Consider the following 13,423-nt stretch of genomic DNA (forward strand, 5'->3'; position numbering starts at 1 on the left):
AGTGGGAAGCCCCACCCTCAGTTTTATTTGTTTAAGTAAGGTAATAGATAGCCATATCCTGCTTTTTCCATCTCATCCTTGGCTACAAAGCGCAAGGATGCAGAATTAATACAGTAACGCAGGCCACCTAACTCCCGAGGTCCATCTGTGAAAACATGACCCAAGTGAGCATTTCCTGACCGAGAACGAACCTCGATTCGCTCCATTCCATGGCTCAGGTCCTTGTAATAGTGAATCAACTCCTTAGAAATCGGACGGCTAAAACTTGGCCAACCACAACCTGAAGCAAACTTATCCTTAGCGAAAAAAAGCGGTTCACCCGTCGTGATGTCTACATAAATCCCCTCTTCAAAGCTTTGGTCGTAGGCATTGCTAAATGGAGCCTCTGTAGCAGCTTCTTGCGTAACACGATAAGACTCTTCAGTTAAGCTTTCCTTTAACACTTCTTGACTAGGTTTTTCATAGTTAGATGCGTCAATCAATGGCTTCTCAGCATCGGTCACATCGATATGACAGTAACCGGAAGGATTTTTCTTGAGATAGTCTTGATGGTAGTCTTCTGCTAAAATGTAGTGGCGAAGTTTCTCCACTTCTACTGCAATCTTTCGACCCAGCATACGCTCCTGCTCCTGCACCACTGTGTAGATAGCTGGCAAGTCTGCTTCATCCTGATAATAGATCCCCGTTCGATATTGGCGACCACGGTCATTCCCTTGTTGGTTAATAGACAAGGGATCAATAACACGGAAATAATAAAGTAAAATTTCTCTAAGTGACACTGCCTTCTCATCATAAATCACTTGAACAGTCTCTGCATGGTCTGTTTCCTTGAGCAGCTGGTAATTGGTTGTTTCGACTTGGCCATTAGCGTAGCCGACACTGGTAGCTAGCACTCCCGAAATTCGGGAAAAATATTCCTCTAAACCCCAAAAACAACCACCTGCTAGATAAATTTCTGCCATCTTTATTTCTCCTTTATCAAGTTTTTAACTAATACTCTTCGAAAATATCTTCAAACCACGTCAGCTTACATCTGCAACCTCAAAACCATGTTTTGAGCAACCTGCGGCTAGCTTCCTAGTTTGCTCTTTGATTTTCATTGAGTATAAACTTCTTTTCAAAAAAAGGATAGGAAGGCCTCTGGTCGAGAGTTTCCCCATCCTATCTTCTATTCTTTAGTTTGCTTCGACACGGACACCTTTGGTATCAACTTTCAAATCATGCAGTTTGCCTTTGAAAGACTGCTTTTGCAATTCTGCCTTAATCGCTGGCATCTTGTCATGAGAAGCCAAGACCATAACTGTCGGTCCGGCACCAGAGAGATAGGTTGCATAGGCACCATTCTCTTTGGCTACTTGCTTAATCGTCGCAAATTCACGGACCAGACTTTGACGATAACGCTCGTGGAAGAGGTCCCCCTCGATTGCTTGACCAGCTGTCACCATATCTCCTGCTAACAAGGCTGCAACGGCCACATTGGCGATAGAACTAGCTGCAACAGCTTCCTTGTAGGACAATTTCTTAGGCAAGACACCGCGGCTGTCTCGAGTGCGCAATTCATAGTTGGGAATATAAGCTAGAAAACCACACTCTGGGAAAGCAGCCACAATCGCTGAAACATTTCCTTCAACAGAACTTGCAATAACGAGATTGCCGTAAATTGCTGGAGCTACATTGTCAGGATGTCCTTCAATCTTGGTAGCCAACTGCAATTTGTCGTGGTTAGATAAGTTGAGATTGCCCAGTTGGTTAGCCAGTTCAATTCCAGCAACGATAACCGAGCTAGAAGAACCCAAACCACGCGCCAAGGGAACATCACTGGTCATTTTCAAGCGTCTCGGTTGCAAGTCAGGCGCAATTTGCAAGGCAATCTTAAGCAAAAGATTACGCTCGTCATGGGGAATCCATTTGCCAATCTGGTGTTCAATCAACCACTCATCCCGTTCTTCACAGACCTCAATTTGAAGATACTTGGTTACAGCTACACCGACCGAATCAAAACCTGGCCCAATATTGGCACTGGTTGCTGGTACAATAATCTTCATCCTATTCTCCTAACACCTTGAAGGTATTCAAGAGGTCAAATTCTGAAGCTTTGGCCAACTCAGCTGAAACATTCTCAAGCTGCGCTTTATTAATCTTATGAGTGATAATCACTACACGCGCCTTGTCACCCTCTTTGCCATCTTGGAGGATTTGCTTGAAGGAAATATCTTGAGCATTAAAGATTTCAGCTAGTTTCAAGACCTGACCTTTTGAGTCTGGAGCCAAGATTGAGAAGTAGTAATTAGCTTTGACATCTTCTGGATTAGCCAAGACCAAGTCACGGCTGTATTCGTTGAAGTCTTTACCAATGGTACCATCATTCAAGCGACGAACGATACGGACAATGTCCGCTACAACACTTGTTGCAGTTGGTTTTTGACCCGCACCTGGTCCGTAGTACATCGATTCACCGATGCCGATAGACTCCACAAAGACTGCGTTCATTACCCCATTCACACTAGCAAGCGGGTGCGCTTTAGGTAGGAAGGTTGGAGTCACTTCTGCAGCAATACCTGAAGGAGTTTCCTCGATAGAACCAACCAATTTCACTACATAGCCAAGGTCTTGGGCTACAGCTACATCTTCTGGTGTGATGTTGCGGATTCCCTTGTGGGCTACATCGTCAAAGGCAACCTTCATACCAAAAGCAAACTGGCTCAAAATCACCATCTTGTAGGCTGCGTCAATCCCATCTACGTCATTTGTAGGGTCGCTTTCTGCAAATCCTAGTCTTTGTGCTTCCGCAAGAGCATCATCATAAGACCAGCCTTCTTCGACCATCTTGGTCATCATGAAGTTAGAAGTCCCGTTAACGACGCCAAGAACGCGCGTGATTTTATCAGAAGCCAACGAATTTGCCAAAGTACGAAGAATTGGAATCCCACCAGCTACTGCTGCTTCATAGTAAAGTGCTACATTATGCTCTTTAGCGATTTCTAACAATTCTGCACCATGAACAGCCAAAAGGTCCTTGTTAGCAGTAACAACGTGTTTCCCAGCTTCTAAGGCACGAGTGATAAAGGTCTTAGCTGGTTCGATACGCCCCATCAATTCCACTACGATAGTAATGTCCTTGTCTGATAAAATATCATCTACATTGGTTACGAAGTTAAAGTCATTTCCTGCTGCAAGCAAGCGGTTCTTTTCATCTTCATTCTTAACCAATACCTTGGCTACTTCAATCTCTGAATGAGCTGACTGAACGATTTTTTCTCCATTTTCCTTTAGGAGGAATGGCACGCCACTTGCAACGGTACCAAATCCAAGTAAAGCAATTTTAACTGTCATGTTTGTCTCCTAGAAATTTTCTGATATAGCCATTATAACAGAATTTTATGAAAATTCCTATTATAGTAAATCACTATTTCAGTCTGATAAAGAAAAAACGAATCCCATGATTCGTCTTTCTTGATAAATGAAAATTGATTTTAAAAATTATGAACGAATCTTTTGCAGACCGAGAACTGCATCGTGATTGATCAAGATTTGCCCATACTCTTGCAAGACTGAACGACTGATGTCACTGTCGTCTGCAAACTCACGCATACGAGCCAAGAGCCAGGCTGGATATGGACTTGGATGATTTTCTACATCGACTAAGATTGTCAAATAATAGTGTCCATTCATCTTATAGAGTTCAGAGGTTTCCATCTGGTAGTTAACCGTCTTTGCAAAAGCAACTAAGTCAGCAAGGCTTACAAAGCGCAGGATATAGTAGATATAAGGTTCTTTCTTACTCTCAGTCTCCTTGTCTGCCTGCTCTTGCTCTTCTTCCTTTGCTTCGACCTGCTCTAGAGATTGGATGGCCTCAATATCGTCCTTGGTTTTATCTGCAATGCTCTTTTCCAAGGTTTTGAGAAATTCATCCGGCGACATTTGGGCTAATTCTTCCATGTCTGGTAGATCCGCCAAATCTTCAAAATCCAGATTCTGGTCAATCTTGGACTTGGTCACAAAGACGTCCACCTTATCAGGTTTTGGCGTCACGCGGAAACTCAGCATGCCACTATCCAAGAAATTGTCTGGCATCTCTAACTCATCTAAAATAGCATAGAAAAACTCTTCAGTTTTTTCCTGAGGAACGAGAAAGTCTGCAATCTCCATTCCTCGGTCCATCAAATCATCTAAAGTCATTGTGATTTTCAGTGTTGTATCACTAATTTGTTTCATCTTCATATCTAGTAACCTCATACTTTCAGTCTATCTATTATACTAGATTTTTACGATTTTATCAAAAGAATGAAGCGAGAATGTGATATAATACTAGATATGATTTTAGATTTAAGAAAGAAAGTTCAATGAAAAATATAAAAGTAAATGCCTTGGCCAGCTTGCTGGTCAATATTCTCAATATCGTTTTTCCACTGATAACCAATCCTTATCTGACGCGGATTCTCAGCAAATCTAATTACGGTTATTTCAATACGGCCAATACATGGGCAAGTTTCGTTATTCCACTAGCTGCCTTTGGAATATACAACTACGGGATTCGAGCTATCAGTAAGGTCAAGGATGACAAGAATAAAATCAACTACGTCTTTTCTAAGTTGTTTTATATCTCGGTTTTCACCTCTCTCCTGACGACAGGTATCTACTTCCTCATTATCTTCTTTGACACCAGCATTGAGAATCTGAAAGTCCTCTATTACATCCTAGGGGCTCAAGCACTCTTCCAATTTCTCAATATCGAATGGATGAACGAGGCTTATGAAAACTATGCCTTCATCCTCTATAAAACATTAATTATTCGAATTACCATGCTGGTCGCTATCTTCGCCTTCGTTAAAACGGCAGATGATATTGTTCCTTATGCTATCGTTATGACAGCGACCACTGTCCTCAACTACCTGCTCAGTTTTCTTTGGATTAAGAGAGAAGTTTCTTTTGTTAAGATTGGTTTCGTCGAATTAGCTAAAGCTTCTAAACCGCTCTTCACTATGCTTCTCTTAGCAAACGCTAATATGCTTTATACCTTGCTAGATAGAATGTTTATCACCAAGGGACCAGATGAAAACTACATTTCTTATTATACAATTGCCTATAGTATCGTCATGTTGATTGCCAGTGTCTTGAGTGGAGCTATCAACGTCAGTATTCCACGCCTTGGCTACTATCTCGGTAAAAAGGATTACAAGTCCTATAATTATCTCGTGAATCAAGCGGCATCCTTATTCTATTTCCTTATGGTTCCAACTAGTATCGGGATTATGATATTGGGACGGTACGCAACTGTTATTTATTCTTCTGAAAAATATCTTGAAGCGGGTATCGTAACTAGCGTCTTCGCTTTTCGTACCATCATCTGGGCTATTGAATTGATTCTTGGTAAACAGATTATCTTTATCAATGACCATGAAAATCGCTTAACTGCCTTCTACTTCCTTGGTGGTGGTGCCAATATACTATTAAATAGCATCTTGTATTTCAATAATATTTTTGCACCTGAGTATTACATCGCTACGACCATTATCGCAGAAACTATCGTTGTTTTACTTGAAATTCATTTTATCAAGAAACACCAACTGATTAGTTTAAAAGAAATTTTTATAACCTTAACACGTTATAGCATTATATCCCTTGGTTTTATCCCAATCTTCTATATTTTCAAGATGATTTTCCAAATCAATTCTTACACAGTAAACTTCAATATGATTCTCATGGTTCTGTCTACCGTAGCAACTTGTGGTATCTATTACCTCTTGACTCTCTTTATTACCAAAGACAAAACACTCCACTATGCACTGAACCTTGTACTTGCTAAATTAAAACGAAATTAAAAAAATCCCCTACTGATAAATTAGTTGCCAGTAGGGGATTTCGTCTTTATTCTTTTTCTTTCTTTTCAGAAGCGTTGGCTTCTAGATTTAAATCTTGTTTAGGTTGTTCAACAATAGAGGAATTAGCTTCTTGTTTCTGTTCTGGCTTGACTGCATCGCTATTTACAGCATCAACAGCCTGTTTCCAGATACCTTCTTCGTTTACTTTGTAACCATCAGGTGTTGTTGCGTTCTTCAACAAAGAACCATCAGCTTGGAAATAGTACCAATTACCATCATGCTGTTTCCAACCTGTCTGCATAGCTCCTGATTCATCAAAGTAATAATGATTACCATTTACTTTATGAAGGCCAACCAACATGATGCCATCTTCAGGATTTAGATAATACCAGACGCCTTTGTCTTTTATCCAACCAGTTTTCATAGCTCCACTTGATTCAAAGTAACGATAATGATTATCAAACCATTTCCAGCCAGTTTGCATGGCTCCAGATTTGCTAAAGTAATATTGCTTACCATCTACTTGATGGAGGCCGACTAACATAACGCCTTCCTTACCTTCAAGATAATACCAGACATCACCATCTTTCAACCAACCAGTTTGGAGTGCTCCCGACGTAGCGTAGTAATGCCAAGAATCATTTGACCACTGCCATCCAACTTGCATAGTACCTGCAGAGCTGAAGAAATAGTTCTTACCGTCAATCTCTTTAGATCCTACAGCCATGATACCTGTTTCTGGATCCAAATAATACCATGATTCTTTATCTTTCAACCAACCAGTTTTCATAGCTCCTGAGTTCGTATAGAAGTACCAGCTATTGTCTTGCCACTTCCAGCCAGTCTGCATGGCACCACTAGCATTCAAATAGTAACGAACACCATTTATATCTTGTCTACCAGTTAACATGATGCCATCTTTATCCAGATAATACCATGTTTCCTGATCCTTGACCCAGCCGGTTTTCATAGCTCCAGAACTTGCAAAATAGTTCCAGTGACCATCAACAAAGACCCAGCCAGTTTGCATGATACCTTCTTGATTAAAGTAGTATGTGCTTCCATTGATATTCTTTTTACCGATGGTCTTTAGCCCATCCTCATCATAGAAATACCAATTTGAATCAATCTTTTGCCATGTTGAAGGCTTACCTGCTGTTTGGAGTGCACCACTTTCGCTAAAGAACATCTTCTTGCCATTATAAACTTGATGTCCTGTTAGCATCTTGCCATCTGCCGCAAAGAGATACTTTTTCCCTCCAATTTCAGAGAGCTCGCTAAATCGTCTAGCACCATTTGATTGGATATAATACCAAGAGTCATCTAGTTTGAACCAACCACCAGTTTGCATTTTACCATTTTGGTTCAGATAGTAATCATTCCCTTTGGCATTTTCTCCCCAGTCGTCGTTAAGGTGAAGCCAGCGACCTGCTTGCATTTGTCCTTTTCCATTAAAGAAATAAGTGGCTCCGCCAATCTCTCTCCAGCCGATAGCCATTTCTCCGTCAGTCAAACGATATTTCCAATAACCATCTTCTTGATACCATTTTTCGTCAACTACAGGGATATTAGGGAAGGTATTTGAAACATTAGCAAATCCTTTATCGCTAATATCAAAAACGGTAGCGTCTTGAGTTTGGCTAGCAGCATGAAGAACCTGAATATTTTTCTTCTGAAGGTATTCTCTGGTTGAAGCAACATTAATATCTCCACCAGTTGTCTGAATAATCATTTTTGGTGATAAGTTTTCAAGGAAATTAATCGTATTTGAAATTGTCGCATCATAATGGTGGTTCCATTTCATCATATCAACCTTGCCGATAACTGGACCTAACTTATCTTCTGCTCCCTCGGCATTATCCAAATCTCCACCAAGATAGATTCTCTTTCCTGCCACAGTCACTACTGAAACAATGGAGTTGGAGTTATCATCTCGAACTTTTTTCAGATTCCCGTCAGCATCATATTCATTCTTATAGTTGTAGAGTTGAATATCCATATCACCTAATTTTAGGTGGCTATCCTCATCTGAAATATTCTGGATAAGAGTAACTCCTCGTTTTTGAGCTGCTCTCAAAGCATTATCATAATTGAAAAGATTATCCCATAGTCCCCAGTTTGCTGTGATCCGATCATCTGAATATTTTTTCAAATAAAACTTACCGACCTGATATCGATTGAGTATTTCGTCTGCTCCACCAATATGGTCACTATGAACATGAGTTCCTATAATAAAATCTAATTTTTTTACACCTATTTGATCCAAGTGGCGAATCAATCGATCCTCCAATACTTGATAATTTCTCATGGAAATTCCCCAGCGGCTTGGATAGCGTGGGTCACTCCCATCAGGGAAGTCATAGTCTTCACCCATATCAATCAAAGCATAGTGACCATTGCTTTCCAGAAGGATGGCATCACTCCCAGATTTTGCTTTAGTATTTATGAAATGGATACGATTGCCCGAACCTGCAGAGATGGTATCTGCATCTACTCCTTGCGATAACTGAATCAGTAATAGAAAGAATGCGAGAACACTATAGCTGACTGATTTTAATAACCATTTATTTTTCACCTTGAAAACTCCTTTATCTTAACATTAAGCAACTTTTAAAAATCTAATCAATCCAATAATTTTTATCCCCTCCTGGGACTTGTTGCTCAATAGGTGGTGGAGTCATATAGTTTTCTCCAAATTCGTAGACAAGTATTTCATGGTATTTTCTCGGAACCTTGAGCACAATGTTTTCATAAGGCATATCAATCAAATCATAGAGCCATTCTTTTTTTATACCATTTGGATAATAAGGGTCATAGATAGTACAAGTAAGATCTGTTGCTTGATCTACACTATACTTTAAAGCAAGGCTCTCTAATTTTTGATTCCATAGCTGTGGGGAAGTTAAGCGGAAAATAGCTGATCCCATATAACGAGGGAGGTTTTTTAGTCCACCATTCTCAGACTTGATCCCTTTAAAATTCAAAGAAGAAAGGCGAATGAAATATTTGTAGAGCTTCATTTTTTTACGGTCACTTTCCTCTGTGACGACACCATCATATGGAAAAATGTCAACGCAAGTTCCCAATACGACCGTTGGGTCTACGAGGTTAGCATCTCGACGAGTCCTTACATCATAGACTCTCATATAACTGTATGGATATCCCTTTGTTTCTCTGAATGAAATCAATTTATAGTAGGGATGATTTTCATTTTGTAAAACCTTGTACAGTTTTTCAAATTCATCACGCGCCAAGGAAATATCTGTATCATCATCCCAAGGGATAAATCCTTTATGGCGTACAGCTCCTAGTAAGGTTCCAAAATCAATAAAGTATTTGATTTGATGTTGTTCACAAAGATCATGTAGATACTTTAAAATATCCAATTCTACTTGCTTGATTTCTTCAAGAGTTAAAGTTCTTTCAGACATAGGTTCTATTCTCCTAAATTTGACTATATTTTTAAACGTTTCTTAATCCCAATCCCGTCATTTAGACCTTTTAACAATCTTCCATAATTTAAAATCATGATGAGATACTCTTTGTTCAACCGGCGGCAATTGCATATAGTCTCCGTAGTCTGAGGTCAAAATTTCATGATAATTTTTCGGAATGGTAAATTCCTTACCTTCAAATGTTCCAGTAGTAACTTGTTCCAACCATTCACGTCTCCACACTGGTTTGTTCATATCCTTGTAGATAAGATAATCCACTTGCTCATAATCTGAGACTTTACGGGATTTTGCAAGCTCTTCAATCTGGGCAACGTATTTGTTCGTATTGGTGAAATAGAAAATAATAACTGACACATAACGTAGCAGTGAATTCAGTACACTTTTCGTATTAGTAATGCCTTTAAAGGTGTAGCAACTCAATTGACGTTTCTTTATCAGTTTCGTCATCTTGTTTTTAAATTCTACGTCATCCTCGTAGCCATCTACAGGGAAAATATCGACATAGATTCCCATATTCGAATCAATGCGAACATCTTCTTCCAGCAAGTAAGTATGGTTATCCTGCACTTTCATGAAGGGATAGACATAGTTGAGATTATTTTTATAAGACATGACCTCGTAACGTTCATCAGGGTTAGCGATAAGGTAGTCTTGCAACTTTTCATAATCTTCTCGTAACATGCAGATATCCATGTCATCATCCCAAGGGATAAATCCTTGATGGCGAACAGCACCAATTAGACTTCCATATGCTAAGAAATACTTAACCCCAATTTTCTGACAAACTTCATGAATATACTCCATGATTCCAAGTTCCATCTGTTGAATTTCATTGACATCTGTTACTTCTTGGTACCGAACTCCTTCATCGCGTTTGCAGACTACGAGTCCATAGCCAATCGCTAGCCAGAAGATGATATTAATAAAGTTGGTTGAATACATAATCTGACTTTCAAATAATTGACCAAACAAGATACCAAAGAAAAGGATCATGATCAATTTATCAGTATGTTTCTTGGAAACAATCAAATACGTTAAAAAGCGCTTGATGACATAAGCCAGTACAAGAAGGAAGGATACCAAACCTAGAACTCCCGAACTGACAAATATGGTCACAAAAATGTTATGGAAATTCCCACCGATAAGGGAGTTTTGAATCTCAAATTTACTGAAATATTCTGTGTAGTAATCTGGAACATTTCGTACACCATAACCAAAAATTGGTTTGGCACTTCCCATCTTGATGGCATTTTTCCAGATATAGGTTCTACCACTTGGTGTTGTTTCAATCAGATGGAGCTCACCGTTCTTCTTAGTAACAGACGAATCTGTCTCAGCATAGGATTGTCCTTTGTTTAAATCTAAGACAGTCGCTGTTTCAGATGAGATATAGATTGAAGTTACATAGCTTAATCCAATATTAGTTGCAGTAATCAGCAAACCAGCAATTATAAAAGTGAGGAATCGTTTAACGATACTTCCTCTAGTAGCAAAGAAACTATAGAGTCCAATCATGAGAAGTAAAGAAAGTAAGGCTCCTCGACTTTGCATGGTAGCGAAGTAAACGAATTGAATCACATTATTCAGTTTAAGATAAACAGAATATTTACTTCCTTTATGGATCAAATACATAGCCAAAATAATGCTAATGTATGAAAATATCGCACTAGCATTTGGATTGACAATCCCCCACAGACGGCCGTTCATGACACCATAGTAATAAGATTGTTCACCAATCTTAAATAGGATGAGGACTCTACTTATCAATAAACCAAACGCAAAAATTGCTGAAGAAAAAGATACAATTTGAACCGTATAGGCAATCCAGTCAAATAATTTTTTAAGTTGCCCTGATTGTAACATGGTAAATAATAAAACATAGGTTACCATGAAGAGAATTTCAATCACATTTCCAATCAGATGTCCAGAGCGATTGAAAACAGCTGATAGCAGATGACTTCCAGCTAAGAGTCCAAATAAGGATAGAAATTTGCGATCTGCTGTGATTTCTTTCCACTTAAACAATAAGGTATAGCAAATATAAAGCACTACAATCGCTGATAATCCCTTGTAGAGGGGATTTGCTATCTTATAAACCAGTGAACTCATACTTAAAATCGAAATGAAAACAAATAGATACGCAATCCATAGTTTTGATTTTTCAAAGTATTCATCCATTTTTGAAAAATTCATTTTCAACTCCTTCTCATGATATTAGTTTTTTAATCCAACAATTTTCTTATATAGCCATGGAGAAATGACAAGTGAAAGGATAGCTACCTTGCGAAAAGTGGTGAAATAAGCATCTTTCCATATTTCGCGTCGGTGCTGAACAATCCAAGTCCTCAGCTCGGCTTTCTCCTTTTGATACTCTTCACGTGAAGTAAAGATAATTTTATCGTAAACTGTGATGTACGACCAACATTCTCTATTTATTAATTCGTATTTTAAATTAGGGAAGGCTTGTGAAACTTGAGCAATTATTTGCTGATAAACTTCTATCGTGTCAAATACATATCGATTAACAGATGTTGTTGCACTTCCCTCACGATGATCATAATAATAAACAGGTTTGTCAATAAATACGCAACTGCATCTTGTCTTTAGTAGCAATTCAGTTAAAAATAGAGCATCTTCAGCTAGGTGATAGTTGGTATTAAACTTTTCATACGCTAGCAGGTCTCTCTTAAACAGTTTTGCAACTGGAAAAAATGACGTTCTGGTAGTCATCAGTAGTTCCTTCATGGTTTCTTCTGTTGACCAGAGTTCTGTTTTTCCTGAATGTGGAGGTATATCAGTTACAATGCCGTTTTTGATATGGTGCAGAGGAGCAATAACAAAGCCTACATTCAACCCTTCAACTGCACTTGCTAAAGTAGCTAGGTAATCTTGGGTAACGAAATCATCGCTATCAATAAAGGTAACCCAAGAACCCGTCGCTAGCTGAATTCCCATATTTCTAGCATTTGAAACACCAGCATTTTCGATATGATAAACCTTGATATTCTCATACTGAGATGCTAAGTGATCACAGATCTGTCCACTAGAATCAGTAGAACCATCATTGATTAGGATTAACTCAAAATGGGTATAAGTCTGTTGAAGAATCGACTCCACACATCGCTCCAGATAGGCTTCTACATTGTAGACTGGAACGATAATGCTTATTTTTTTTCCCATCATGCTCCGTATTCTCCCTTGTACTCTGTGTAGCTCTTGTCCATGTCTGCTATAATGGCGTCATGATGCGGTACTTGCTTGTCCGCTGGTGGCGGTGTCATATAATCCCCAAAAGCAGTGCTGAGATAGGCATCGTAGCCAACTGGGATAGGCATCTCTGTTCCTTCAAATGGCAAGAAAAGATTGTCTTCAAAGGATGCGATTGGGTATTTGTTTCGCATGTATCCGGGACCTGAGCATAATTCCGTAATTCCATCGCTCTCAGCCAGACCATACTTGGTCATTTCTTTTTCAGCTTTTTTCCAAATGCGATAACGTAGAGATTTTGGAGTCAGGCCGAGTAAGATGCGACTTCCCCATTTCATGATGGCACCATGCTTTTCTGGGACAGTTTGGGCGCAAAAGAGTGAATAAATCAAGGCCCAACGAACCTGTTTCTTACGCTCAGCTAGATTTTTAGGATAATAATCCAAAGGTAAAACATCCAAGGCCAAACCGTGTGGCAAATCCAAATCCTTCTGATAAGGCTTGATACAAGTGGTTTCCTTGTCACGAATGGTAATAAAAAGGTTACGGTCTACAAAATCTTTGTTACTCTTTGACAAGAAATAACGCTCGTCTGCATAACGTGGCCACAGTTCTGCTAATTTTTCATAGTCCTTACGTGGCATGAAAAAGTCCAAATCATCATCCCAAGGAATGAAACCTTTGTTACGTAGGGCACCAATGGCTCCTCCACCACAGAGATAGCACAACAAATCATGTTTTTTACAAAATGCAACGAAATATTCAGCCATTTCCAGACTACGAGCCTGAATCGCTTTCAAATCACTCATGTCTCTCCTCTTCTGTCCAATAACGAGTTATATCGTTTTATTATACCATAAAAAAGCCCTAAAAATCCATCAGATACTAAGAAAAATCAAAGCCTAAACCACTTTTTCACTTGTGATTCAAACTTTGATT

Annotated in this window: 10 protein-coding genes; 1 reads left to right on the forward strand and 9 read right to left on the reverse strand. The window is 39.1% G+C overall.

The genetic code is table 11. The annotated features are described in order from the left end of the window. Positions 1–23: 23 nt before the first annotated feature. The 4 genes from msrB to mecA all read right to left on the reverse strand — a co-directional run bounded on the left by msrB (position 24) and on the right by mecA (position 4,221). Entirely contained in the window at positions 24–962 is a 939-nt protein-coding gene (msrB, locus tag P8P68_RS03370) for a peptide-methionine (R)-S-oxide reductase MsrB (RefSeq protein ID WP_278276160.1), read from the reverse strand. A gap of 213 nt (positions 963–1,175) precedes the next feature. Next, positions 1,176–2,045, reverse strand: a complete 870-nt coding sequence (thrB, locus tag P8P68_RS03375) for a homoserine kinase (protein ID WP_278276161.1) — start codon at positions 2,043–2,045, stop codon at positions 1,176–1,178. A gap of 1 nt (position 2,046) precedes the next feature. Then, positions 2,047–3,333 (reverse strand): homoserine dehydrogenase, encoded by a 1,287-nt coding sequence (locus tag P8P68_RS03380; protein WP_278276162.1) that lies wholly within the window; start codon positions 3,331–3,333, stop codon positions 2,047–2,049. Between the two features lie 147 nt (positions 3,334–3,480). Beyond that, a complete protein-coding gene (mecA, locus tag P8P68_RS03385; protein WP_042902136.1) occupies positions 3,481–4,221 on the reverse strand; it encodes an adaptor protein MecA in 741 nt (246 codons plus the stop codon). 122 nt (positions 4,222–4,343) lie between these two features. Between mecA and P8P68_RS03390 the strand changes: the two genes are divergently transcribed. Beyond that, positions 4,344–5,822 carry an oligosaccharide flippase family protein gene (locus P8P68_RS03390; RefSeq protein ID WP_061586872.1) on the forward strand — a complete coding sequence of 493 codons (1,479 nt, stop codon included), beginning with the start codon at positions 4,344–4,346 and terminating at the stop codon, positions 5,820–5,822. Positions 5,823–5,868: 46 nt separating this feature from the next. Here the strand turns inward: P8P68_RS03390 and P8P68_RS03395 are convergent, their stop codons facing one another. The 5 genes from P8P68_RS03395 to P8P68_RS03415 are packed head-to-tail and all read right to left on the reverse strand — an operon-like array spanning position 5,869 to position 13,293. Further along, positions 5,869–8,397, reverse strand: coding sequence for an MBL fold metallo-hydrolase (locus P8P68_RS03395; protein WP_278276163.1), 2,529 nt, complete (start codon positions 8,395–8,397; stop codon positions 5,869–5,871). 43 nt (positions 8,398–8,440) lie between these two features. Beyond that, positions 8,441–9,253: a LicD family protein gene (locus tag P8P68_RS03400; protein ID WP_278276164.1), complete on the reverse strand. Its 813-nt coding sequence runs from the start codon at positions 9,251–9,253 to the stop codon at positions 8,441–8,443. 57 nt (positions 9,254–9,310) lie between these two features. Further along, complete coding sequence (locus P8P68_RS03405; RefSeq protein WP_278276165.1) at positions 9,311–11,470, reverse strand: LicD family protein; 2,160 nt, start codon at positions 11,468–11,470, stop codon at positions 9,311–9,313. Positions 11,471–11,491: 21 nt separating this feature from the next. After that, positions 11,492–12,460 carry a glycosyltransferase family 2 protein gene (locus P8P68_RS03410; protein ID WP_278276166.1) on the reverse strand — a complete coding sequence of 323 codons (969 nt, stop codon included), beginning with the start codon at positions 12,458–12,460 and terminating at the stop codon, positions 11,492–11,494. Next, entirely contained in the window at positions 12,457–13,293 is an 837-nt protein-coding gene (locus P8P68_RS03415; protein ID WP_278276167.1) for a phosphorylcholine transferase LicD, read from the reverse strand. The genes P8P68_RS03410 and P8P68_RS03415 overlap by 4 nt, the downstream gene beginning before the upstream one ends. Between the last annotated feature and the right edge of the window lie 130 nt (positions 13,294–13,423).

Origin of the sequence: Streptococcus sp. D7B5, assembly GCF_029691405.1 — a bacterium.
Classification (GTDB): Bacteria; Bacillota; Bacilli; order Lactobacillales; family Streptococcaceae; genus Streptococcus.